This is a genomic window from Companilactobacillus bobalius (genome assembly GCF_002179915.1).
GTDB classification, from domain to species: Bacteria; Bacillota; Bacilli; order Lactobacillales; family Lactobacillaceae; genus Companilactobacillus; species Companilactobacillus bobalius.
Genome location: NZ_MYFM01000007.1, coordinates 139584 through 163855 on the forward strand (window position 1 = coordinate 139584; position 24272 = coordinate 163855).

Sequence of the window (24272 nt, forward strand, 5' to 3'; positions counted from 1 at the left end):
TAATTTAAGCGCAAAAAGTTATTGAGTATTAGATTAAATTGTAGTGTTTTAGACCATTAACGATACCACCGTTAACGTTTTCAGTGGTAACATAAGAAGCAATGGCTTTGACCGAGTCTAAACCGTTACCCATGGCAACACTGTAATCAGCAAATTCAAGCATTGGCAAGTCATTATTACCATCGCCAAAGGCATAAGTTGGTTTGTCTTCAAGGTCTAGTTCCTTTAATAGATGTTTGATACCACTCATCTTAGAAACACCCTTATTGACAGTATCAACTGATCTAGGACCTGTCTTATAAAAAGTAAGATCATCGAAGACTTCTTGATAATTGGAGCCATCACCTTCAGTAACGATAACAATCATAGGAACTTTGTTAGATTTGTAGAAATCAGGATCAATTTCAGGTAGTTCTAAATGAACACTTTTGTAAAAATCTTCAACAAAAGGGTTAACTTCGTTAAGATATGATTGATCAGCTGAATGAACACTAACAGTGTCACCGAATTTTTTAGCTTGTTTAAGAAGCTTTTCGATTAAGTCTGGTTTAATATTGTTTTCGTAAACTACTTTGCCTTGAGATTGGACATAAGCTCCATCCAAGGTAATATATGTATCAATATCAGTTGAGTTAAGCACTGGGTCAATTTCAATTGGAGCACGTCCAGTGTTAACGACTGGTAAATAGCCATTTTCTTTGAGTTCACGTGTAGCTTGTGCAACGTCTGCATCAATTTCTGAATGGGCGTTTAGAAGTGTACCGTCGAGGTCGAAGAAAACAGTTCCCTTATAATTTGTTTGCAAAAGATCACCAACCTAAATAAATTTTGTATACTTATAACATATTACCAAGTTTTAAAGAAAAGATGGAGTGATATTAATGAAAATTTTAATGATTGAAGATAACAAGTCCGTCTCCGAAATGATGGGAATGTTCTTCCAAAAGGAAAAGTGGGATGCCAGTTTTGCATATGATGGTAACGAAGCCGTCGATATGTTCAATGCTAGTCCTAACGATTGGGATATGATCACCCTAGATTTGAACCTTCCAGGAAAAGACGGAATGGAAGTTGCTAAAGAGATCCGTAAAGTATCTAAAACTGTACCAATTATTATGTTAACTGCCCGTGATACCGAAAGTGATCAAGTATTAGGTCTAGAATTTGGTGCTGACGATTATGTCACAAAACCATTCAGTCCTATCACTTTAATTGCTCGTATGAAGGCTATTCACAGACGTGATGAAAATATGGCTGAAAAATTAGCTGAGAGCAAGAGCGTTAATGCAACGGTGGAAGAAGCAGATGATGGGTTCGACATCAATACTGGTTTCTTTAAGCTCAACTCAAGCACGCGTGAAGCTTATTTAAATGATAAAGAAATTCCTGATTTGACACCAAAGGAATTTGATTTATTGAAGACTCTAGCTAGCAAGCCTAAGCAAGTCTTTTCACGTGAACAATTACTAGAATTAGTTTGGGATTACGACTATTTTGGAGAAGAAAGAACAGTCGATGCCCATATCAAGAAATTGCGTCAAAAGATTGAAAAAGTAGGTCCACAAGTTATTGAAACTGTTTGGGGCGTGGGCTACAAATTTGACGATACAACTGCAAGGGCTGAGGCATAATGAAATTAATTTACCAAAATATGCTAAGCTTTTTGATTGTTATCTTAACGACCTTGGGGATCATTTTATATTCAGTTACGAGTGCCTCAACTAGCTGGGAATATAATCGGACTTACAAGAGTTTGGAAAGCTATGCTGGTAATCTGGAAAAGATTGCTTTGAAGACTGATCCTAAAACAGGACAGATTCATAATATTACTGGTGACAATATTCGAACGGTTGAACAAGTCTTGTCAGAAAGAAACGTGCAATTCGCTATTTTTGACTACAACAACGACCAAGTGTACCCAACGCCACCAACTAATGTAAAACTACATTTGAAAGATTCTTATTGGAAGAAACTTAAGCAAGGCAAGACAATCCGTAATGTGCAGAAGTTGCAAGACACTGATGGAAATCCGCGATTGCGAAAGGATGATAACCGAAGTTATGTTTATGTCCTAACGCCGTGGTTCCAAAATGGAAAGTTAATTGCGGCCGTTTGGGCTGGATCAGATGTTTCCGAGTTGCAGACTAATATTGGTGAGATTAATAGTCGTCTGTATTTTGCACTCTTGATTTCGCTATTAGCGGCAATTATTTTGAGTTTCTTACTTTCGAGATATCAGGTTAATCGAATTAATCGATTACGTAGTGCGACGAAGAAAGTTGCTAATAATGACTTCTCGGTTCATATCGAGAGTAAAGGTCGCGATGAACTAGATGATTTGGCAGAGGACTTTAATCAAATGGTTAAGTCTCTAGAAGCCTCAGATACTGAAATTAAGCGTCAGGAACAACGACGGAAGGAATTCATGGCAGATGCATCACATGAAATGAGAACGCCGCTAACGACTATTAATGGACTATTAGAGGGATTGGCTTATGATGCTATCCCTGAAGAGTCTAAAGGTCAAAGTATCCAGTTGATGAGGAATGAAACAAAACGTTTGATTAGATTAGTTAATGAGAATTTGGATTATGAGAAGATTCGGACTAACCAAATAACAATGGCTAAGCGAGTCTTTGACGCCAATAAGCCTTTAACCGATATTACTTCACAATTGGAGAAGAAGGCTGCTGGATCTGGCGATGAATTGATTTTGAAGAAGTATGATGGTGAATTAAAGACCTTCGCTGATTACGATCGTTTTGTTCAAGTTATGTTCAATATTATTCAAAATGCAATTCAGTTTACTAATGATGGCAAAATTTTTGTCAGTGGAACTCGTGAAGAAAATCGTCACGCCTCTGTCTTTACCATTTCTGATACCGGAATAGGGATGTCGGAAGACCAAGTTAAGAACATTTGGGATCGTTACTACAAAGCTGATCCTTCACGTAAGAACCGTAAGTATGGAGAATCTGGTTTAGGACTATCAATCGTTCATCAATTGATTGAAAATCATGGTGGTGAAATTGAAGTTAAGAGTAAGGAAAATGAAGGGACGACCTTTACCGTAACGCTCTTTGACGACGGTTATGAACATAAACCAAATGAAAATAAAGAAGGCAGTAATCGTTAAGTCTAAAAGATTTTGCCTAGATTTAAAATAAAAGAGTGCTCACAGCAAACTGAAATATATCAGATTTGATGTGAGCACTCTTTTTAATCCCTTTCAAATTTTTTTAAAATGTGAATACGCTTAAATTTCCAATTCTTACTCCAGACTAAATAACATTTCAATTATTTTTCTTGAGGTAAGTATGTTTAATACGTGATTTTGTAAAATAATTTAGTCCAGTAAGATGAAAACAGCCTCTATTAAAGGATTCAAGCAAAGTCTTGAATATTTAATGGAGGCTGTTCTTTTAATTTAAAATTTCTATATTTTTAGGTTTAAAAATACTAGAACCAACTAACTAGTCGGTAGTAAAAAATCTGTAGGCCCTCAGTGGTGTGATTTTACTTAGCTTGCGTAGCAAGATTAGTAAAAGACCGAGCTTCGAGATCCATGATTCCGTACGAAGTGCGGAATTATTAGCTTGAAGTCGTGTCCACCACGTTCCAGCGGCCTACGGATTTTTTGCGGACGACGGCATATTTCAACCACATTAGTTGGTGTGATTATTTCTCTTTTTTACCTAAGTATGACCAACTGTCGATTGGTGAACGGTCATCTTGTAATTGCAAAGCATCGGTATTATACAAATTAGTAGTTGATTTGTTGCCATTACGAGAATAAATGCTAGTAGATTTAACGCCTAGTTCATCACGACGTTTGACCAATTGTTGAACTTGATTCTGATAAGAGTAATTAGTTGGATTAACAGGGATGAATCCTGTTGGTGTATAGAATCTCAAGAGATTTTTGTTATTAACGTTGTCAGAAACTTTTAATTTTAGACTGACATCTTCCAACCATTTGTCGGCCTGCATAGCTAATCTTGGATTATCCTTCAAAGGAATTTCTTGACCGGTTTTGTTTTCATAAACGGTTGGACTACCAGAATCATTAGGGTAGACCGTATACTTCGGTGTAATCAAACTCTTATTTCGGAAGGCTACAACGGAACTATGTTGTTTCGATAGTAGATCTGTTCCTAATTGAACGTATTGACTAGTGTTAACTCCGGCCAAATGTAGAACTGTTGGTAAGACGTCAATTTCGCCACCGTAAGTATGTTTGATTCCGCCTTTAAGACCATTCATGTGAATCATAAAAGGTACACGTTGATACTGTGTTTCGTTGAATTTGCTCCAAGTGTCAGGATCTTGACCAAAGAGACCAGTAGCTAATTCTTTGTGCTGACTATCGCCTTTACTGTTCTTGTCAAGACCATAGTGATCACCATAAAGTACAATCATACTATTTTTTGACAGTCCAGTATCATTCAAATAATTGAAAAACTCTTCGACAGATTTATCTAAATAATGAGCGGTCTTAAAATATTGATTAATTTCGTCATCGTCAAGATCGGTAGATTTGAAATTATCATTATCTTCGTCAGCAAATTGATAACGAACGTGATTAGTAACGGTTAAAAATTTAGTATAGAAAGGTTGTTGCATCTGTTCAAGATACTTAGCACTTTCAGACAGCAACAATTTATCCTTAATACCATAAGTGTTAAGTGAGGCGGTATCAGGATTTTTAGTGTCGTAATAACTTTTATCGAAGAAGTAATTGTAGCCCATATTCTTATAAACAGAATTACGATCCCAGAAACTACCAACATTTCCGTGGAAAACAGCACTGGTATAACCCTTCTTTTGTGCAAGGATGGCGGGTGCTGCTTGGAAGGTATTTGAAGTTCCCAATTTGGTAAAGACAGAAGTACCCGCAGGAAGGCCAAATAGTCCAGATTCTAGCATTGTTTCGGCATCACTAGTTCGACCGCTACCAACTTCGTTGAAAAAGTTATCGTAAGCAATAGTATTTTTGTCATGATAAAGCTTATTCAAGAACGGTGTAACTTCTTGACCATTAACTTTCAAACCGATAAGGAATTGTTCAAAGCTTTCCAGATGGATGATGATGATATTTTTGCCATTAGCTTTACCGAAATAAGTTGGGTTGGGCGCTGCATAGTTTTGATGGACATAATCAAGGACTTTATCCATCTCTGATTCAGTAGCAGTTGAGCGCACTTGGTCATTTTGAGCCGATCTAATCGAATCATATGGTAGGAATGCGTTTATTCCTAAATATTTAACGATATAAGAGTGGTCAAAGGTTCTTCCTAATAATTGGGGACGATTAGCTTCAGAACCCGCCAAATCGGCTGAAAATAGCATTAAGCCCAAACAAGTTGTGGCTACGGCATTCAATTTTCTAAAAGGACGACGATCAACCTTGATGAAGTGGAAAATAAACAGAAGTGCAATAATGACAATATCAATTAGATAGATGGCATCACGTGCTTGGACAACACCTAAAGTTGTAGTACCAAGACCTTTGGCGACTTTACCGACACCAGTAATGGAATTGAAGGAAATAAAATCAGAAAATGATCGGAAGTATAAGACATTGCTGTAAATAAAAATTGAATCAGCAATATAAATAATCCCCATGGCAATGTAAGATAAAATTCCTCTATTGAAATAGAGCGCGACACTCATCAATAAAACCAGCGTAGCGAATGGATTAACAATTAATAAAAAGTGCTGTAAAAAGTTTTCGATACCTAAAGAAAAATCGAGATAGTAAGTAACGATGGTTTTTAACCATAGACAAAGAATTAAAAAGGTCATAAATCCTAATCTAGTATTTAGTACGGATTTAATTTTTTTCATAAAAGTTCCTCATAACATAATTAGTTCACTACGTAATAATACTTTATCTGGACCAATAAAAAAAGCCAGCTCTAAGCTGACTTTACTTGTTGGAGGTAGAATTGTTGCTCTTATTTTCAGAATCTTCTTTTAAGATGCTAGACCAACTATCAATATAAGTACGATCACCGTTTAATTCAGGTGCATCGGTGGTATATAGACTAGTTGTCGACTTATTATTATTTTGCGAATAGACGCTGGTTGATTTTAGACCTAAGTCATTACGCGTTTGAACAAGTTTTTGAATTTCGTTTTGATAATCATAATTCTTAGGGTTAACCGGTGTGAATCCACTTGGCGTGTAGAATCTCAAAAGATTCTTATTGTTAATAGTATCTGAAAGTTTAAGTTTGACGTTGACATATTCTTGCCATTTTTTAACCTTTTGCTTGAGAATCGGATTCTGACTGAGGTCGACTAATTCACCAGTTTTATTCCGATAAACCTCAGGCTGATCACTATTGCCTTTTAAGACAGTGTAGTGCGGGGTGACAAAATTCTTGTTTCGGAAAATTACGATAGGATTATGTTGTTTTGAAAGTAGGTCAGTTCCTAATTGAACATACTGTTTTGTATTGATTCCGGCTAAATGAAGTAGTGTAGGCAAGACATCAATTTCACCACCATAAGTGTGGTTAATACCACCCTTGAGTCCCTTCATATGAATCATGAAAGGCACCTTTTGCATTTGTGAATCATTGAAGTCGGTCCAATCTTTCGAATCAATTCCTAAAACAGGTGCTAGATCAGTATTTTGACTATCAGATAATCCATAGTGGTCACCGTAAAGTACAATCATTGAATTATCGTAAATTCCACTGCTCTTTAAATAGTTGAAGAATTCTTTCAAGGCATTGTCCAAATAGTGAGCTGTTTCAAAGTAACCATTAACAGTACTGTTGTCAGTATCCGGTGGAGTAAAATCGTCTTTATCTTCATCAGTTAATTGGAACGGATAATGATTGGTTACAGTAATAAATTTAGCGTAAAACGGTTGTTGCAATTGCTCAAGATATTTCACACTTTCTGAAAGCATTAATTTATCTTTCATACCGAATCCCAACATTGAATCATCACTCTTATTAAAGTAACTGGAATCAAAGAAATAATTATAACCCATATTTTTGTAAACGGAATTACGGTTCCAAAAACTTCCAACATTACCATGGAAGACAGCACTAGTGTAGCCTTCTTTTTGTCCCAAAATAGCCGGGGCAGCTTGGAAAGTATTGTCACTTCCTAGTTTGGTGAAGAGTGATCCTTCTGGTAAACCAAAGAGACCAGTTTCTAGCATATTCTCGGCATCACTAGTCCGTCCTTGTCCTACTTCGTGATAGAAGTTATCAAATGACATTGTGTTTTTATCGTCATAAAGACTGTTTAAGAACGGCGTTACCTCCTGACCGTTAACTTTGTCGTTAATCAGGAATTGTTGGAAACTTTCCAAGTGAATAATGATAATGTTTTTACCCTTAGCTTTACCAAAATAAGTTTTATTCGGTTTAGCGTAATTCTTTTGAACATCAGCTAAAACATCATCCATATCGGTACCAACGGCTTCGGAACGGACTTGATTATTTTGAACTGTCTTGATTGAGTCATAGGCTAAAAAAGTATTTAAGCCTAAATACTTAACAATATAAGAACGATCGAAAGTTCTTCCTAATAGTTGAGGACGATTGCTTTCCGCAACGGTTAAATTGAATGAGAATAAGAAAATACCCAACATAGTCGTCGCTACAGCAGTCAATTTTTTCATGGGACGAGGATCAATTTTAATAAAGTGAGTAAATAACAAAATAGCAATAATAATAAAATCTAAACCATAAAGGATATCGTGAGCTTGGATTAGACTGGTGGCACTGCCACCAAGGCCTTTAGAAACCTTTGAAGCACTGGTGATAGTGTTGAAAGATAAGAAGTCACTTAATTCGCGGTAATAAAGCACGTTTCCATACAGAAGAACTGATTCAAGAACGTATATCACTCCCATAACGATATAAGAGATTCTTGGGCGAGTGACATACAACGATATACTGAGTAAGATAACGGAGGTAGCGATAGGATTAAAAATCAAAATCGCATGTTGTAACGGGTCCGTTGCGCCTAGAGAAAAATCAGTATAATAAGCTATAATAGTTTTGAGCCAGAGAGTAAAGACTAAAAGGGTTAGAAAACCTAATCGTTTACTCAAGAAATTTTTTAATCTATTCATTGATAATTCCTTATTTGTAAAAATTCTTTAATAAAATCTATTTAAGTACTAAATAAATTGTTTAATTGTTAGTATAATACGTTATAGGTAAAAAGTGGGGAAGAATAAGAAAAATGATATTTTTAGGACCGTTGTATACATACATTTTTGAAAAGTATGCGTCAAGATTCAATCATTTTCCATTGATTAGGCTTTCTTTTTATGCTGTGGATAAAGCAATATTATATACCTTATTTTTCGTTATCCTTAGGTATATATGGGTAAAAGTTAAAAAGAAAAATACAACCTTTGGCCGTGAATTTGGCCTAACTGTATTTGTCTTCTATGTTCTCCTACTTTTTGCTTTAACAGTCTTTCGAGATGGCTATTTCATTTGGCAATTCAAGTTTTATTGGCATCGGCCGTTATCCCAAATTAATATAATTCCACTAGTAGAAACGATAAAATTATTAAATGGTCAATCATTAGTCGACTTTTTTTATAATTTATATGGTAATATTGTGTGGTTCGTACCAATGGGAATATTTATACCTGCGCTTACAGAAAGACACTTTGGATTTCTAAAAGTTGTCCTAATTGGCGCTTTGATCTCGACTTCGATTGAAACGCTTCAGTTTATTTTGAACACTGGTGTAACGGATATTGATGACGTTATCTTTAATACTCTCGGCGCTGCGGTAGGATATTTTTTATATTTTGTAGGAAAATGGATAAAAAAGCTAATAAAAATTTGAAATTTTCTTCAAAAATGATTAATCTAGTTTTGACGATATATATGGAGGAGAGAAAATGACACAAATTAAATTTGATGATTCAAAATTGAACAAATTCGTTCATGAGAATGAAGTTGGCGAAATGCAAGCTCTTGTTACAGCTGCTGACGATGAATTACGTAAGGGTACTGGTGCTGGTGCTGACTTCCGTGGTTTCATCGATTTGCCTGTTGACTATGACAAGGATGAATTTGCCCGTATTAAGAAAGCTGCTAAGAAGATCCAATCAGACTCAGAAGTCTTTGTTGGAATCGGTATTGGTGGTTCATATTTAGGTGCACGTGCTGCAATTGATTTCTTAAGTTCATCATTCTATAACGTTAAGAATGAAAAAGATGTTCCAGAAGTTTACTTCTGTGGTAACTCAATTTCTCCAAATTACCTAGCTGATCTTCTTGATGTTATCGGTGACCGTGATTTCAGTATTAACGTTATTTCAAAATCTGGTACAACAACAGAACCTTCAATCGCTTTCCGTATTTTGAAAGCTAAGTTGATTGAAAAGTATGGTGTTGAAGGTGCTAAGGGCCGTATCTACGCTACAACAGATCGTGCTAAGGGTGCTTTGAAGACAGAATCTGATGCTGAAGGCTACGAAGAATTCGTTGTTCCTGATGATATCGGTGGTCGTTTCTCAGTTCTTACAGCCGTTGGTCTATTGCCAATCGCCGTTGCTGGTATTGACATCGATAAGTTGATGGAAGGTGCTGCACAATCACGTGAAGACTACTCATCAGCTGATCTAACAAAGAACGATGCTTACAAGTACGCTGCTTTGAGAAATATCTTGTACCGTAAAGGTTACACAACAGAATTGCTAGAAAACTACGAACCAAACGTTCAATACTTTGGTGAATGGTGGAAGCAATTGATGGGTGAATCTGAAGGTAAAGATCAAAAGGGTATCTACCCATCATCAGCTAACTTCTCAACTGACTTGCATTCATTAGGTCAATATATCCAAGAAGGTCGTCGTAACCTTATGGAAACAGTTGTTTTGATTGACCAACCAAGACATGATGTTAAGATTCCTGCTGAAAAAGATAACCTTGATGGTTTGAAGTACTTGGAAAACAAGTCAATGGACTTTGTTAACAAGAAGGCTTACGAAGGTGTTGTTCTTGCACATACTGACGGTGGCGTTCCAGTTATGACAGTTCACATTGAAAAACAAGATGCTTATAACTTAGGTTACTTGATGTACTTCTTTGAAATTGCTGTTGGTATTTCTGGTTACTTGAACGGTATTAACCCATTCAACCAACCAGGTGTTGAAGCATACAAGAAGAACATGTTTGGTCTACTTGGCCGTCCTGGTTATGAAGAACTTGGCGAAGAATTAAACAAGAGACTATAATTTTATAAGTTAAATTAATTAAACCTCACGTCGAAAGATGTGAGGTTTTTTGTCGACCAATAATTCTTAGTAAAATTTTAGCTATCTTTTGTCTATTTGATACTAAAATTGCTACACGAATATTTCATCTCGGTATAATTCCTCTTTGCAAACACTTTTGGCTTGATTGTAAACTTGGTTCTGGTTTAAGCCTCAGTAAACTTGTAAAATACAATTACTATAAATGGAAGGGGAGATTGCGACGATGGATGATTTGGTTTATACGCGATATTTAGGTCATCTTAAATCGTATGTTCACCAGAGACCTGAAAAGAAAGCGATTATATTGTTGGGATATATTCAAAGGGATTTTCTTCGATATTATCGTCGAGGTGACTTAATAGATGGATTTAAATTTATAAAAGAAAATTTTGAAAGAAATACTGACTTAATGAAGTATTTGACCATAACTCAAATAACTGCTCAAATGCATAGTTTTGTCGATGATTTAGCACATGAAGGTATTCAGAATCATGTTGAAATTTATCCATTTTTAGAATTGCAACAGAAGTATCATAGTTTATTGCAAAATAAGCCTGTGAAGGACTATTTGGAGTGGGTTCAGAGAATAATATATGACTTTAGTTTATTGATGAGAGTGGATAATCTATCTTTCTCAAGCCGCTTGGAACCAACTTTGGATATTATTTATTATATTAATACTAATATTTATCATAAAGTTACTGTAAAAGATGTTTTGATTCATGCTAATCAATATTGTAATCCAGCCAGAGCCCAGAGAGATTTCAAAGCTGAAATGAACATGTCAATAAGTGAATTCATTAGTACTAAAAAGATCAGTGTTGCTCAAAAGTTATTGCGCGATACGGATGATTCAATTCAAACAATTGCTGAAAAATTGAAATTCTATGATTTGAATGACTTTTCCAAACAATTTAAAAAGAAAGTTGGAATATCGCCATTGATGTATCGTAAAAATAATTATCAAAAAGAAAGCAGATGAGATAATTAATATGTTATTGAATATAGGTATTGGAATATTTGCTATAGGTTTCATTTTTGCGGGTATTGCCACGATTAGTTTTAAAATTCGGGCAATTGCTAATAAACCAGCTTGGGGTGGAATAACAATTCCATTTGGAATTATTGGATTCATTGCTCTTGTACTAGGAACAATTATGGTAGCCGGGACCAGGATGTAATAAAAGGAATCACTATGAAATTTAAACGTCATAGTGATTCCTTTTATTTTGTAAAGATTATTTCATCCAAATTTCCATAAGCAGTATGTTCAACCAATTTTTCTTCAGTAGATTCGAATCCAAACATTTCATAAAAAGCTTGAGCAATCAGGTTATCTTTTAGAACAATCAGATAAAATTTATTGAAGTCCTTTTGTAAGATATTTAGGGCAGATTGGAAGAGCTTTTGACCAATGCCTTGATGTTGAAATTCAGGTAAGACGTAAATTGAATAGATTTCCCCATAACCGACATAATTTTTCCGACGTGCAGGTCCATAACTACAGACACCGACTATTTTTCCATTGACGATAGCAATTAAGGTATTGTTGACACGTTTTTCAGGATGCCAGATATCGGTTGTTAAGTGATCTAAAAACGATTGTGGAACGATACCGATATATGCGTAATTCCAAGTCTGATAATAAACTTCCTTGATGGCTTTAAAATCAGTTTGTTGATTGGTTTTGACTATTTCAAAATTCATTTTAATCTCGACTTTCAACGGTATTGTTGATGCTTGCTAAGTTACCCAATTTTCCGACAACTAATCCTAATACGAATCCAGCCAATGTCAATGTGACCCAGCCCAATCCTAAATTTGCCAATGGAATGTATTGATGATAATATCTCAAAGCCAATTTGACAAAAGTTAGGTTAGTGACAGCTGCAGGTGAGGCATTCAACATATCGAAGATAGCAGGTAGAATAGTGAATGCAATGGTCATTTTGTATACTACACCAGCATATGGTTTAGCGTGGACAGTTAAGGAAGCTAAAATTAGAGCCAATGATAAAGGATACAGAAGCATCAGTACTGGTAATGACCAAGCAATGATGTTATCAAGTCCGGCATTAGCGACGATAAATGATAGGAAAGTTGTAACTCGTAACCAAGCTAAATAACTGACTTTAGGGAATAACTTGTGGAAATCTTGTGAGAATGAAGCAACTAATCCCATAGCCGTGGTGAAAACTCCCAAAGTAACTAAAACACCGAGAAAGGCTGTACCGAAGCTACCAAAATAATAATTAACAATACCTGAGAGGGCATCTCCACCGTTAGCTGATAAGTTCATTTTATTTAAACTAAAGGCACCTAGTAGTACTAATCCGAAATAAACTAAAATTTCTAAACTGATACTTAAAGAACCAGCTTTAGCAGTTAAACGAGACATCTCTTTATCCTTGTATCCTAAACCTCTAACGGCATGAACAAAGGTAACACTTAAAGCTAACAGAGCAACAGCATCGATGGTGTTGTAACCCTCAAGTAAACCATTGACGGAAGGATTAGTTTGATAAGCTGAGGTTGGCATATGGTTCAAGCCACCCATAGGTTTTAGAAAAGCCACGATGAAAATAATTGCTAATAAAACTAGGAAAATCGTATTGAGATATTTTCCAACATATTTTAATAATTGACTCTGATGTACCGTTAAAATGTAAGCTAATCCGAAGAAAAGGGCTGTGAATAAGAACATACCAATAGTATTGAATTTTGCGGGTAAGAACGGCTTAGCCGCCATTTCATAGGCCATAGCAGCAGTTCTTGGTGTTCCGAAGAATGGTCCGATTGTTAAATGAACAAGAACTAAAAAAATAGCAGCATAATATTTACCAACTGGTCGAGCCAAATCATAGAGGCCGTCACTCTTAGTAACAACGACCGCCAAGATGGCTAGTAGTGGGAATAAAGACCCAGAAACAGCAAATCCCAAAGCTGCCGGGAACCAGTTATTACCAGAAAGTTGTCCTAAATGAATTGGAAAAATTAAATTACCTGATCCAAAGAACATTCCAAAGATCAATGAACTGACAATCAATAGATGCCAAACTTTATGTTTGGGTTTAGTTTCCCCTGAAAAATTATAATTAAAATCGTCTTGCATGTGATACACGCCCCTTTTTGAATAATATAGATGTCTGGAATGAAGATTTTCTTTCTACGTTATGGGTTGCCTTTAAATGCTTGAAATCAAAAGGCGTGGAATACGGATATCTAAAGATATCCCCATAATAGTCTCTAGAGTGGCAAAGCCACTAAAAGATTATAAAAGGAATACGGGCATCTTTGGATGCCCCCATAATAGTCTCTAAAGTGGCAAAGCCACTAAGAGACTATAAAAAAAGAGCCCTTCTCCAACTAAGGAAAAGGGCTCAAGTAGAACGGTACCACCTTTTTTGAGTATTCAAAAAATACTCACTCACTTAACGGACAGTCATCCGCTAGCCAGATAATGGTGGCAACCACGAAAACCTACATTTCGGCCTCGAACTCGGAAATGATTTTCGAAATTCCTGTTACGGTCACTTTGCACTTAACGTGACTCACTTAGCGAATTCAGGATTTCTACTTTTTTCTTCAACGTTTAATGACTGTATTATAGGCATTCATAATTTGAATATCAAGTATTTTTCTAATTTTATTATAAGAATTATAATTTATTAGGCGTGCGATTAAGGAAATGTTTAGCGCCATCTATAACGTGGAAGTAGGTTGCTAACTTGAACATATCAGTGTTTATGCTCTTTAAGAAAGGCCATTCGCGTAACGAACCTCGGATGACGGAATTATTTTGTTCAATAAATTCTTGACCAACCTTTTGGGGCTGATCTTTAAAAGCACCAGACTGATAAAGATAATTAGAATAGTCGAAAAAGTATTTAGCCGTCTGCGGATCGTTAATATTGTTGCGTAGAATTTTAGTACGTAAACGGATAAAACTGACACTATTTCTTAAAACTTGGCGACTTGTTTTTGAACTGGATAGGTAGGCAAATAACTGTTCAAAGAAATTCTGATAGGCATGAACTTCACCACTGTTTAGGTATGCCCGAGGATGATTTTTGAATGGATATTTCCAATTGCTTAAATTGTATTCCCATTTTTGACCAATCCAGATAGTGAAAGGTAATTCGTAAAAGACTTGTGTCATGTCTTGTTCGAAAACTTCATTGATAATCTGTGAATAGTCATGTGGCAAGAGGCGATTGATCTGTTGGCATAATTCAGGTGTGATAAATTTGACATTATCATCATCATTTGTCAGCGCAAATATTTTTTTCCAAACATCATCAGAGAAAAGTGTTGGTTTCACATGCTGAATCAATTTTAAATTGACAGGAGCTGAATTAAGCGTGTAGCCGCCATCGAAACAGTAATCCATCAATTGTAAAGTTTGCACGAAATGTCCGCCTAAAGAGTGACCTAGTCCATAAATCAAAGTTTGTGAGGCAACATTATCCTCAACATAACGCATGAAATCACGAGCAACATTTAGTTGACTGAGATTCTTGTCGCTACCAACTAGAATGGCATTAACATTATAATCCCAATCCTTATAGGTTTCTAAAATGGCTTTTTCAAAACGCTTGCTACGAGAACTGACAGTATAATCAACATTAACTTCGGTTCCCTTGAATGTAACGTAGCATTCCTTTAATCCATCAATGGAAATCTCATAAGCAATTCCGGAGAAACCACATTCAGTCGCCTCGGGAATAATGTCACGCGCATCGTAAGATTTTACATAATCCAGCATACGGCGTACCCGCGTGTAAATAAGAAAACGTAGGTAATTTTCAGGTTTAAATTCCTGATAAAGATAACGGTCATAATCAAATTGAAGCAATTTTGTTCGAAAATCGTTATTATGCAACAATTCGCCAGCCTGGTAAGGTTGCTTACGTAGTTCAATCGGTAAGAGATGGTGAATTAAGAGGATGACATAAATTTGATTTAAATAGCCATGGCAGAGATTGAGATTTTCATCTTCAATCTTGTCGATCAATTGTTTGAGTTTATTGACCTTTCTGTTTCGAGAAGGTTGTTTCAATTTTTGCTTAGTGTGATTTTCATCAATATTTTTGAGTTTTAAAGCTTTATCGATCAGCTGAGGATGAATCGTTTTATTTAAAGAGAATTCAGGAACACGTAAATCAATCACTTGATTCAGAAGAAGGTTGGTCAGACGTGTTTTTTCTTTATTTAAGTAAGAATAACTGAATTGAAGACGTTTGTTCTTAGGTAAAAGTTGTTTGCTGTCGGCCTTGTTGAAAGTCAAAGGCAGATCCTTGTGGGCACGGAAATTAAGTAAATCAAGTTGTTCATAAACATGATTTAATCGGCTTAGAGTGCTTAATAGTTCTTTCATTAAATCACCTCTCATTAACCTCATTCTAACAAATTGTTGATATATAAGGAATTGAGAACCGTTTGGTCAGGAATAAAAAAATATTGAAAATATGTTACATTTGTGGTACTTCACACTTGTGCTATATCACAAACGTGCTATAATGTAGTTGTGGAGGTTGAGGATATGCAAATAGATATAAAATCATACTTAGAAGATAATCATTTAACAATTTATGTAATTTCAAAGAAAAGTGGGTATGGTTACACGACTTTGCATAAATCCTTTAATAAGAAACAATCTTCCGCCACACCGCTCAATTTGCGCGATATAGAGGCAATTGCCAAGGCGCAGGATACGGAAATGTGGAAAGTTCTGCGTGAATTGGAGTTGCATTATCTGAAGTGAGGAGGCTTTATATATGGCAAGATCATTTTGGGACGACGATCCATTTAACGATAATATGGACGAAATATTTAATAGATTGATGAATCAACAAAACGGTAATTCGCAGGCTAAGTATTATGTGAATGGTCATGAGTTGACTCCAGAAGAATTAGCAAAATATCAAGAGGCAAGAACTATAGGACAAAATATTCCAATTAGTGATAATAGTAAAAATAAAAAAGGTACCATTTTAGAGAAGCTCGGTCGTAATTTGACTAAAGAAGCTCAACAAGGACTTCTTGATCCAGTTATTGGTCGTGATAAAGAGATTCAAGAAACAGCAGAAGTTTTAAGTCGTAGAACTAAGAACAATCCAATTTTAGTTGGTGATGCGGGTGTTGGTAAGACTGCGGTAGTTGAAGGTTTAGCACAGGCCATTGTAAAAGGTGACGTACCTGAAGCAATCAAGGATAAGCAGATTATTTCAATTGATCTATCATCTCTTGAAGCTGGAACACAGTATCGTGGATCATTCGAAGAAAATATTCAAAATTTGCTGAAAGAAGTTAAAAAGGCAGGCAATGTAGTATTATTCTTCGATGAAATTCATCAAATTATCGGTGCCGGATCTTCAGGCTCTGATTCCGGTAGTAAGGGTTTGGCTGATATTATTAAACCAGCCTTGAGCCGTGGTGAAATTTCCATTATTGGTGCAACTACTCAAGATGAGTATCGTAATACAATCATGAAAGATGCTGCTCTAGCAAGAAGATTCAACGATGTAACAATCAATGAACCAAGTAAAGAAGCAACATTGGCTATCTTGAAGGGACTACGTAAAGCCTACGAAAATCATCATCATGTTAAATTATCAGATGAAGTTTTAAAGGCTGCTGTAGATTATTCAGTTCAATATATTCCTCAAAGATCTTTACCTGACAAGGCAATTGATTTGATTGATATGACCGCTGCTCACTTGGCAGCTAGAAATCCGGTTACTGACAAAGTAAGTTTGGAAAAGTCATTGAAACAAGCTGAGAAGGATAAGGAAGAAGCTGCTAAGAAAGAAGATTATGAAAAGGCCGCTAGTTTGAAGAAACAAATTGAAGATCTTCAGGCTAAACTCAATAAGGGTGACGAAAATTCTGATGAGCCAGTAGCAAAAGTTAACGATATTGCAGAGTCAGTTCAAAGATTGACTGGTGTCCCTGTTTCTCAAATGGGTGCTAATGATATTGAGCATTTAAAGGGAATGGGTAAGAGATTAAAAGACAAAGTCATTGGACAAAACGAAGCCGTAGATATGGTTGTACGTGCCATTCGTCGTAACCGTGCTGGTTTTGATGATGGCAATCGTCCAATTGGTAGTTTCTTATTTGTCGGACCTACCGGTGTTGGTAAAACTGAATTAGTAAAACAGTTGGCCAAAGATATGTTTGGTAATAAGAATGCTATCGTTCGTTTGGATATGAGTGAGTATTCTGATTTAACCGCTGTATCTAAATTGATCGGTACATCTGCTGGCTATGTAGGTTATGAAGATAACGGCAATACTTTGACTGAAAAAGTACGTCGTAATCCATATTCCATCGTATTATTAGATGAAATTGAAAAAGCTAACCCACAAGTTTTAACATTGCTTCTACAAGTAATGGACGATGGTCGTTTAACTGACGGTCAAGGTAACGTGGTCGATTTCAAGAATACAATCATTATCGCAACTTCCAATGCTGGATTCAGTGATAATACTGATAAAGATAAGAAGTTGATGGATAAGTTGGCACCATACTTCAAACCTGAATTCTTGAATAGATTCAATGGTATCGTTGAATTTACTCATCTATCCAAAGACGACTTGAATCAAATCGTTGATCTAATGATTGATGATGTGAATACCAACTTGGCTAAGAAGAATATCACTTTGAAGATTACTCCTGAAGCTAAGGAATGGTTGATTGATGAAGGTTACGATGAAGCCATGGGAGCAAGACCATTACGTCGAGTTATCGAACAACAGATTAGAGATAAAGTTGCTGAATACTATCTCGATCATCTTGATGTAAAGAATTTACAAGCTGATTTAGTTGATGGGACTATTAAAATTTCTGAAGCTAAATAATGAAAAAGTACCGTTACGAACGTTGTAACGGTACTTTTTTTGTCTAACTTGTTCTAGTAAGTTGATTTGTTCAAATATATCAATCAAACTGTAACGGTTCAAGGGATAATTGTTTAGAAGAATCCTACCGATAAAGTTAGTATGACTAAGTGGCAGATTGATTAGGGTAGATTTTCCACTGCCACTTTTACCAACTAGTAAATAATGTTTAGTGGAATCAAAATTTATAGAAATGTTTTTCAGAATATTCTTTTGTTGATCACTGAAGGAGACGTTATCGTAATTGAGTGATTTCAATTTTGGAAGTGTCAGGAATTTATTTTTCTCAGGTGAAACATTTACTTTTGAATTGATTTTTTGAGCGGCTTCTTTGCCTCCTAAAACGTCACCGATTAAACCGGATGCGGATTGAATTGGTTCGGAAATGAAGATCATCAGTTGAGAAAAGGCAACTAATTGTCCTAAAGTGATCGACTTTTGGAGGACGAAGTAGATACCTACAACCCAAGTTCCTAGGTACAAGAAGTTATCTAGAAGTTGACTGATACCGCCAATCTGTTTACGGGTCAACTGATCTTTGTTTTGACTTTTTAATAGTTCGGAGTTTTGATTTTGAAAGATATGAGTAAGAATTTTTTGGAGATTGAATAACTGAATGGTTCGCAAACCATTGGTGATATCTTGTAAACGTCCAGTATATTTTTCAGAGATATTAATCAATTGATGTTTATTCTTTTTCAGACTTTTTTGTCGAAAGAAAGGTAAGAAGAGTCCGGGGATGCAGAGCAGGATAATGACGAAACTCAAAGCTGGTTTGATCATTAGTGATAAGACTATCGCAATAACAAATTGACAAATTTCTTTATAACAGTTGATACTGCCTTGAAGATAGTCAGAACGAAGAATGTCAGTGGTGGAAGTAAAATCGTTGTAGTAGTCGGTAGTTACTTTTTTAACATCGTGACCAACACCGGTATTTTGTCGAAACATGGCTGAGAGTAATTTATTCTTGATAGCGCTGATAATGTCGTTTAAGGTCGTTTGCTCAAGATATGATGAAGCAAAATAGACTAAGGCATCAACAATAATATAAATAATGACGACGGAAACTAGGTTGATATAGGATAAAAATCCTTTACCGGTAGCGGTATCGGTAATTAATTGAAGTAGATATGAAACGGAAATCTCAATGGCCGATGCAATTGGAATCAGAATTAGTAAAAAGAGGGATTTAGATTTGGCCAGCTTAAAGTATTTTGATAATAACATTAGTATTTCCTTTATAATTATAATTATTTTAATTTAATTATAGACTTAATAATTAATTTTAAAAGAAAAATAAAAAACGTCTCCCAATTAAGGAGACGTTTTGTAACTTCAATCATCTCAATTCAATTATTTAAAAAGATTAATTGCAAAGTAAGGTTCGTAAGCAGATGAGTTAGCTAGTTCTTCTTGTAAGACATTGTCAGTAAAAATTGAGCTACCTAGTGGAATCCATTCGTTGTTTGAAACTTTAGCAAAGAAGTAACCAGCACTATTTTCAACAGTAGCGTTGACTTTCCATGATGATCCAGCTGGAAGTGTTCTAGTCATTGAATTGCTTGAAGTATCGTAAAGTTGAACTGGTTTAGCCAAAGTAACTGTAGCAGTACCTTTACTGAATACAGAAGTATTCTTATCTTCAGTAGCTAGGACCCATTCGTTAGTGGCAACTTGATAGTATTGATGTCCATTAATGGTCTTTTCTTGAGCAACTTTCCATGAAGAACCCTTTGGTAGAGTTGTTCCTAGACTAACACCATTACCATTATATAGAGTAGCGTTTGTACGTAATGTAATTGGTTGATGTGCTGTTGGTGTAGTTGTAACAGTCTGACTATCATTGTTTACTGAAGATGCAACATTAAAGTCTAGTGCTTTGACCCATTCGTTAGTTGCGACACGGTAGTATGGATAACTATTAAAGTATCTAACTTGATCAACTTTCCAAGCTGATCCTGCGGGTAGAGTTACGCCTGTGGCAGCACCATTATTATTAACAATAGTAGCAGCTTTACTACCAACGGTTTCAACACGGTTGATGTAGGAAATTTGATTATTGATTGGATTGAGTAACTTTCCATTTTGTGTGATATCCATAGAGCTGGCATCAACATATTCGTTGGTTGCCACTTCATAGTAAGGATTACCCCCGATAGTAATTCTTTGACCAAGTTTCCATGAAGTAAAGTTACCAAAGGCAGCACCATTGATAAAGTGACCGTTACCATCAACGGCAACAGCACCTCCACGTCTGATGGTACCGATCAATTGAGTGTCAGCATGAACGATTTGTGTAGTTGGTAATGTATTTAAGGCAGCAGGAGCAAGTAAAATAGCAAGAGTAGAAGCTAAAACAATTTTTTTCTTATTCATAATTAATCTCCCTATAATTAATGTATTATCCAATTACAAATTACCACTACCATATTTTTTTAACTTAATAAATAGACCATGTTAATAAAAACTTAATCGTTCGGTAAAATACGTATTAGATATTCATATATCCATGATATAGTTCATGAAATGAATATTTTGAATTTAACTGATAATATTAAGAAAAATGGTCCTTAGTATGTTTATTAATAGTATAAATAAATAAAATTATTACTGAATACGAACAATATTAGTGAAAAACTATATAAAAGTTTTTATTTAGCTTGAAAAAGTACTTAAAGTCTGTAATACTATATGAGTTCTCAAAAGTTTATTATTTTACAAGGGGCGAATTATATTGAATTCATTAGATAATAGGGGAAACTTGAGCTTACTTGAGCGCTTGTTTCACTTGGAAGAAGCCAAAACGAACGTTAGACGAGAGATTTTAGCTGGTTTAACTACTTTTGTTTCAATGGCTTACATTTTGTTTGTTAATCCTCAAGTTTTGGGAGACTCAGGGATGGACAAAGGATCACTTTTCACAGCTACCGCATTAACTGCCGTAGTTGGTTCAGTTTTAATGGGAATTTTGGCTAATTATCCGATTGCCATTGCCCCAGGTTTAGGTGATAATGCCTTCTTTAGTTATTCAGTTGTTATTGCGATGGGAATCCCTTGGCAAACAGCTATGGCCGGAGTATTTGTTGCCAGTTTGATTTTCTTAGTACTTTCATTGATGAAGATTCGTGAAGTAGTTATCAACGCAATTCCTAAGGATTTGAAGTTGGCGGTTGCATCTGGATTAGGTATCTTCATTGCCTTCGTTGGTTTACAAGGTGGGGGATTGATTACAGCAAGTAAAGATTCACTTGTTGCGATTGGATCATTTACTAACCCAACCACATTGTTAACAATTGCCGGATTATTAGTTACAGCAATCTTAATGGCACGTAAGGTTCCAGGATCAATTTTTATCGGAATGGTCTTCACAACAGTTGCCGGTTTGGTAACAAAATTAATTCCAGCACCAGCACATATTATTTCAGGAATACCTAGTTTGAAACCAACCTTTGGTGTTGGTGTGGCACATATTGTTGATATCAAGGAACCTCAATTGTGGGCCGTAGTTATCATTTTCCTATTAGTAGCTTTCTTTGATACTGCTGGTACTTTGATCGGATTAGCTGAACAAGTTGATGTCATGCAAGACAAAGATGGTAAAATGCCAAGAATTGGTCATGCTTTGATGGCTGATTCTATCTCAATGGTCAGTGGTGCCGTCTTTGGAACAACTCCTCCAACAGCATACGTTGAATCATCAGCTGGTATTGCTGTCGGTGGTAGAACTGGGTTAACATCAATCACTGTCGGAGTATTGTTCGCATTATCAATGTTCTTCTCACCATTGTTGTCAGTCGTAACAAGTAATGTTACAGCACCAGTACTAATCATCGTTGGTACTTTGATGGCACAATCAATGCGTGGAATTCAATGGGATAGATTCGAAATTGCATTACCAGCATTTTTAACAATCGTTGGTATGCCACTAACATATAACATTTCATACGGAATTGCTTTCGGATTCCTAGTTTATCCAATTACAATGTTAGCCGCAGGTAAGAGAAAAGAAATTAATCCAATTATGTACGGATTGTTCGTTGTCTTCGTTATCTTGCTATACATTATTAATATTTTGCCAAAAGCTAGTTTGGCTTAATCAAAAAGTCCAATTGTTTCTATTACTGTATAGAAGCAATTGGACTTTTTTATCTTTCAATTAAATCCGGATGTTCACGAGAAAAATCAACTAACCTTCTTCTTGATATATCACAAGATGAACCATCTTTGAAGTAAATCTTACGTTCTTGTTTATTTATGGACTGAATATTGTCAGGATTGATTAATAAACTTTTGTGGGCCCGGTAGAAATAAGGAACTTTGTTTGAAATAGCCTTTAATGTGTCGGGAAATTCGATATTTTGATTAATTGCATGTAGGAATACGTTGGTTGTATTTTCTAGAGATTCAAAATAATTAATTTTATCAATATCGAAATTATACTGTTTTGAACCAATTCGGAAATTAAATTCTTTTAATCGCTTATTCTGTGGTCTGACTAATCGCTCAACAGTGATATCTAAATCAGTGTATATTTTTCTTTTAATATTATTAATTCCTTTTTCCTTAGTAATATAATCCAGAGGTTCTACTTTTCGTTCAAAAATCATTGGCATCAGTTCTTCATGTGTCGTAATGAAGACAATTTTAGCGTTCAAATCATTTTTTCTAATTTTAGTGGCTAAATCTATACCTCTTATTTTTGAATTAGGAAATTCAATATCCAGTAAAAAGAATTTCATCTCTTTTGGATTGTTGTCTAAATAAATATTTACATCATTAGGATTTCCAGTAGATAACATAATTTTCATATCAATGTCCGGATGAGATTTAATGTAATCCTTGATTATTAATTGATAGTACATTCTAAGGGTTCTGTCGTCTTCGCAAATTATTATATTAAGTAGCATTATTTATCTTCCAATACAGTTAGGATTGTTGAAAAGTAACCGTCTTTAACTTTGTTTTGTAAGAGTAGATTACTATTTGAATGAATGATTTTATTAACAGTCGATAGTCCCAAACCATTATGATCTTTTTTAGATGTATAACCAGTTTGGTAAATTTGATCCAAATTGATTTTTTCAGATGAGGCAATATTGTTTTTTATAATGAATTCTAGATAACCATCAAATACAACAAGAGCAAAACTTATTTCAGGATTGTTAGTTAATAGGGATGCTTCAATAGCATTATCAAAAAGAATTCCCAGAATACGAGTTATTTCAACCGATAAAGCTTTAGGAATGAGGATACTTTGATCTACTTCAAAGTTGGTTTCAATATGCTTATTTTTTGCAGCTACTAATTTTGTAATAATAATTCCCTTAACTAGATCGTCATTAAGATGATATAAATTAGCATTTTCAACGGTTGAAGTCATATCAACATTACTATCTGCATAATCAAGAAGCCGTTGAATAGAATCGTTATTAGAATTGTTAGATCTTAATGAAACCGATAATGATGTAAGGAGATTTTTGTAATCGTGTTTGAATCTTCTCAATTCAGTATTCTTTCGTTCAAGTTCCTCAATGTATAAATTTCTTTCCTTCAGATGTCTAATTTCATATTTGGATCTCACTTCTTTCATGTATCCCATTACCAACATGATGCTTCCTATTACTATAAATATAGTAGACATTAAACTGACTAATAATGTTGTTTTTAAATAGGTTAATTGATTAAATTCATGTCTAGACATTAATATTAATGATGCATAAGAGACGGTTATTACGATAGTTGATAAAAGAGCCATTTTAGTTACTGTCTTGTTATGAATAATATTTTGAATAGTGTCTAAATGCAATATAAATTTTAGAATGATAATAATTAGTAATGTTAAAGTATAGTTTATTAATGTTAGTAGAATTGTTCCTAATAAAGTTGTAAATGAATAAACACTAAATCCCAAGTTAAAAACTTTTATTACAAAGTAACTAGCTATTCCTTGGGTGAGGGAAGTTAATAAAAAAGATACCAAGAATAAAATGATTTGAATTGGTAAATTTATATTCAATTTTGAGTGTTTTAAAAATAAGAGGTATGTAAAGAAAGTAAGCAATAACGAAGCATTAGGAAAATAAAAATCAATAAAAGTAAACAGTAAACTCAAAGAA

General features: G+C 35.0%; 19 protein-coding genes and 1 other annotated feature. Of the genes, 9 read left to right on the forward strand and 10 right to left on the reverse strand.

Annotated elements, in window-relative coordinates:
• Positions 1 to 28 precede the first annotated feature (28 nt).
• Positions 29 to 805 carry a Cof-type HAD-IIB family hydrolase gene (locus tag LKACC16343_RS11460; RefSeq protein WP_056951793.1) on the reverse strand — a complete coding sequence of 259 codons (777 nt, stop codon included), beginning with the start codon at positions 803 to 805 and terminating at the stop codon, positions 29 to 31.
• A 76-nt stretch (positions 806 to 881) separates the two neighbouring features.
• Here LKACC16343_RS11460 and LKACC16343_RS11465 point away from each other — a divergent pair, with 76 nt between their 5' ends.
• Positions 882 to 1631 carry a response regulator transcription factor gene (locus LKACC16343_RS11465; RefSeq protein ID WP_056951795.1) on the forward strand — a complete coding sequence of 250 codons (750 nt, stop codon included), beginning with the start codon at positions 882 to 884 and terminating at the stop codon, positions 1629 to 1631.
• Positions 1631 to 3136: a sensor histidine kinase gene (locus LKACC16343_RS11470; protein ID WP_056951797.1), complete on the forward strand. Its 1506-nt coding sequence runs from the start codon at positions 1631 to 1633 to the stop codon at positions 3134 to 3136. The genes LKACC16343_RS11465 and LKACC16343_RS11470 overlap by 1 nt, the downstream gene beginning before the upstream one ends.
• A 542-nt stretch (positions 3137 to 3678) precedes the next feature.
• Here LKACC16343_RS11470 and LKACC16343_RS11475 read toward each other — a convergent pair.
• Positions 3679 to 5847, reverse strand: coding sequence for an LTA synthase family protein (locus LKACC16343_RS11475; RefSeq protein ID WP_056951799.1), 2169 nt, complete (start codon positions 5845 to 5847; stop codon positions 3679 to 3681).
• A gap of 82 nt (positions 5848 to 5929) precedes the next feature.
• Positions 5930 to 8101: an LTA synthase family protein gene (locus tag LKACC16343_RS11480; protein WP_056951802.1), complete on the reverse strand. Its 2172-nt coding sequence runs from the start codon at positions 8099 to 8101 to the stop codon at positions 5930 to 5932.
• Between the two features lie 113 nt (positions 8102 to 8214).
• Here LKACC16343_RS11480 and LKACC16343_RS11485 point away from each other — a divergent pair, with 113 nt between their 5' ends.
• The 4 genes from LKACC16343_RS11485 (at position 8215) to LKACC16343_RS11500 (ending at position 11433) form a co-directional block, all read left to right on the forward strand.
• On the forward strand, positions 8215 to 8835 hold the full coding sequence (locus tag LKACC16343_RS11485) for a VanZ family protein (protein WP_056951804.1): 621 nt from the start codon (positions 8215 to 8217) through the stop codon (positions 8833 to 8835).
• A 55-nt stretch (positions 8836 to 8890) separates the two neighbouring features.
• Positions 8891 to 10231, forward strand: coding sequence for a glucose-6-phosphate isomerase (locus LKACC16343_RS11490; protein WP_056951806.1), 1341 nt, complete (start codon positions 8891 to 8893; stop codon positions 10229 to 10231).
• Between the two features lie 244 nt (positions 10232 to 10475).
• Positions 10476 to 11234, forward strand: coding sequence for a helix-turn-helix domain-containing protein (locus tag LKACC16343_RS11495; RefSeq protein ID WP_056951808.1), 759 nt, complete (start codon positions 10476 to 10478; stop codon positions 11232 to 11234).
• A gap of 10 nt (positions 11235 to 11244) precedes the next feature.
• Positions 11245 to 11433: a hypothetical protein gene (locus tag LKACC16343_RS11500; protein WP_056951810.1), complete on the forward strand. Its 189-nt coding sequence runs from the start codon at positions 11245 to 11247 to the stop codon at positions 11431 to 11433.
• A 43-nt stretch (positions 11434 to 11476) separates the two neighbouring features.
• On the opposite strand, the gene LKACC16343_RS11505 is transcribed toward LKACC16343_RS11500, so the two are convergent.
• From LKACC16343_RS11505 to LKACC16343_RS11515, 3 genes are all read right to left on the reverse strand, one after another.
• On the reverse strand, positions 11477 to 11959 hold the full coding sequence (locus LKACC16343_RS11505) for a GNAT family N-acetyltransferase (RefSeq protein ID WP_056951811.1): 483 nt from the start codon (positions 11957 to 11959) through the stop codon (positions 11477 to 11479).
• Position 11960: 1 nt separating this feature from the next.
• Positions 11961 to 13364 carry a branched-chain amino acid transport system II carrier protein gene (gene brnQ / locus LKACC16343_RS11510; RefSeq protein ID WP_056951812.1) on the reverse strand — a complete coding sequence of 468 codons (1404 nt, stop codon included), beginning with the start codon at positions 13362 to 13364 and terminating at the stop codon, positions 11961 to 11963.
• A gap of 259 nt (positions 13365 to 13623) precedes the next feature.
• Positions 13624 to 13850, reverse strand: a binding site (T-box leader).
• 60 nt (positions 13851 to 13910) lie between these two features.
• Positions 13911 to 15629 carry a DUF6792 domain-containing protein gene (locus LKACC16343_RS11515; RefSeq protein WP_056951813.1) on the reverse strand — a complete coding sequence of 573 codons (1719 nt, stop codon included), beginning with the start codon at positions 15627 to 15629 and terminating at the stop codon, positions 13911 to 13913.
• Positions 15630 to 15794: 165 nt separating this feature from the next.
• On the opposite strand from LKACC16343_RS11515, the gene LKACC16343_RS11520 reads away from it, so the two are divergent.
• Positions 15795 to 16016: a hypothetical protein gene (locus LKACC16343_RS11520; RefSeq protein ID WP_056951814.1), complete on the forward strand. Its 222-nt coding sequence runs from the start codon at positions 15795 to 15797 to the stop codon at positions 16014 to 16016.
• Between the two features lie 13 nt (positions 16017 to 16029).
• Positions 16030 to 18114 carry an ATP-dependent Clp protease ATP-binding subunit gene (locus tag LKACC16343_RS11525; protein ID WP_056951815.1) on the forward strand — a complete coding sequence of 695 codons (2085 nt, stop codon included), beginning with the start codon at positions 16030 to 16032 and terminating at the stop codon, positions 18112 to 18114.
• Here LKACC16343_RS11525 and LKACC16343_RS11530 read toward each other — a convergent pair.
• Positions 18076 to 19383, reverse strand: coding sequence for an ABC transporter transmembrane domain-containing protein (locus LKACC16343_RS11530; RefSeq protein ID WP_056951817.1), 1308 nt, complete (start codon positions 19381 to 19383; stop codon positions 18076 to 18078). The two genes, LKACC16343_RS11525 and LKACC16343_RS11530, sit on opposite strands and share 39 nt — an antisense overlap.
• Positions 19384 to 19509: 126 nt before the next feature.
• Positions 19510 to 20532, reverse strand: a complete 1023-nt coding sequence (locus LKACC16343_RS11535) for an SLAP domain-containing protein (RefSeq protein ID WP_056951819.1) — start codon at positions 20530 to 20532, stop codon at positions 19510 to 19512.
• 355 nt (positions 20533 to 20887) lie between these two features.
• Here LKACC16343_RS11535 and LKACC16343_RS11540 point away from each other — a divergent pair, with 355 nt between their 5' ends.
• Entirely contained in the window at positions 20888 to 22252 is a 1365-nt protein-coding gene (locus LKACC16343_RS11540; RefSeq protein ID WP_411762954.1) for an NCS2 family permease, read from the forward strand.
• Positions 22253 to 22301: 49 nt separating this feature from the next.
• Here the strand turns inward: LKACC16343_RS11540 and LKACC16343_RS11545 are convergent, their stop codons facing one another.
• Positions 22302 to 23063 (reverse strand): LytR/AlgR family response regulator transcription factor, encoded by a 762-nt coding sequence (locus tag LKACC16343_RS11545; RefSeq protein ID WP_056951823.1) that lies wholly within the window; start codon positions 23061 to 23063, stop codon positions 22302 to 22304.
• Complete coding sequence (locus tag LKACC16343_RS14375; RefSeq protein WP_162255716.1) at positions 23063 to 23755, reverse strand: sensor histidine kinase; 693 nt, start codon at positions 23753 to 23755, stop codon at positions 23063 to 23065. Before LKACC16343_RS14375 ends, LKACC16343_RS11545 begins: the two co-directional genes overlap by 1 nt.
• Between the last annotated feature and the right edge of the window lie 517 nt (positions 23756 to 24272).

Excerpts from the sequence above, each read along its gene's own strand:
- brnQ (WP_056951812.1), bottom strand. The coding sequence starts at position 13,364 with ATGCAAGACGATTTTAATTATAATTTTTCAGGGGAAACTAAACCCAAA.
- LKACC16343_RS11480 (WP_056951802.1), bottom strand. The coding sequence starts at position 8,101 with ATGAATAGATTAAAAAATTTCTTGAGTAAACGATTAGGTTTTCTAACC.
- LKACC16343_RS14375 (WP_162255716.1), bottom strand. The coding sequence starts at position 23,755 with ATGGGATACATGAAAGAAGTGAGATCCAAATATGAAATTAGACATCTG.
- LKACC16343_RS11520 (WP_056951814.1), top strand. The coding sequence starts at position 15,795 with ATGCAAATAGATATAAAATCATACTTAGAAGATAATCATTTAACAATT.
- LKACC16343_RS11500 (WP_056951810.1), top strand. The coding sequence starts at position 11,245 with ATGTTATTGAATATAGGTATTGGAATATTTGCTATAGGTTTCATTTTT.
- LKACC16343_RS11545 (WP_056951823.1), bottom strand. The coding sequence starts at position 23,063 with ATGCTACTTAATATAATAATTTGCGAAGACGACAGAACCCTTAGAATG.
- LKACC16343_RS11470 (WP_056951797.1), top strand. The coding sequence starts at position 1,631 with ATGAAATTAATTTACCAAAATATGCTAAGCTTTTTGATTGTTATCTTA.
- LKACC16343_RS11465 (WP_056951795.1), top strand. The coding sequence starts at position 882 with ATGAAAATTTTAATGATTGAAGATAACAAGTCCGTCTCCGAAATGATG.
- LKACC16343_RS11485 (WP_056951804.1), top strand. The coding sequence starts at position 8,215 with ATGATATTTTTAGGACCGTTGTATACATACATTTTTGAAAAGTATGCG.
- LKACC16343_RS11495 (WP_056951808.1), top strand. The coding sequence starts at position 10,476 with ATGGATGATTTGGTTTATACGCGATATTTAGGTCATCTTAAATCGTAT.
- LKACC16343_RS11530 (WP_056951817.1), bottom strand. The coding sequence starts at position 19,383 with ATGTTATTATCAAAATACTTTAAGCTGGCCAAATCTAAATCCCTCTTT.
- LKACC16343_RS11515 (WP_056951813.1), bottom strand. The coding sequence starts at position 15,629 with ATGAAAGAACTATTAAGCACTCTAAGCCGATTAAATCATGTTTATGAA.
- LKACC16343_RS11490 (WP_056951806.1), top strand. The coding sequence starts at position 8,891 with ATGACACAAATTAAATTTGATGATTCAAAATTGAACAAATTCGTTCAT.
- LKACC16343_RS11525 (WP_056951815.1), top strand. The coding sequence starts at position 16,030 with ATGGCAAGATCATTTTGGGACGACGATCCATTTAACGATAATATGGAC.
- LKACC16343_RS11535 (WP_056951819.1), bottom strand. The coding sequence starts at position 20,532 with ATGAATAAGAAAAAAATTGTTTTAGCTTCTACTCTTGCTATTTTACTT.
- LKACC16343_RS11475 (WP_056951799.1), bottom strand. The coding sequence starts at position 5,847 with ATGAAAAAAATTAAATCCGTACTAAATACTAGATTAGGATTTATGACC.
- LKACC16343_RS11505 (WP_056951811.1), bottom strand. The coding sequence starts at position 11,959 with ATGAATTTTGAAATAGTCAAAACCAATCAACAAACTGATTTTAAAGCC.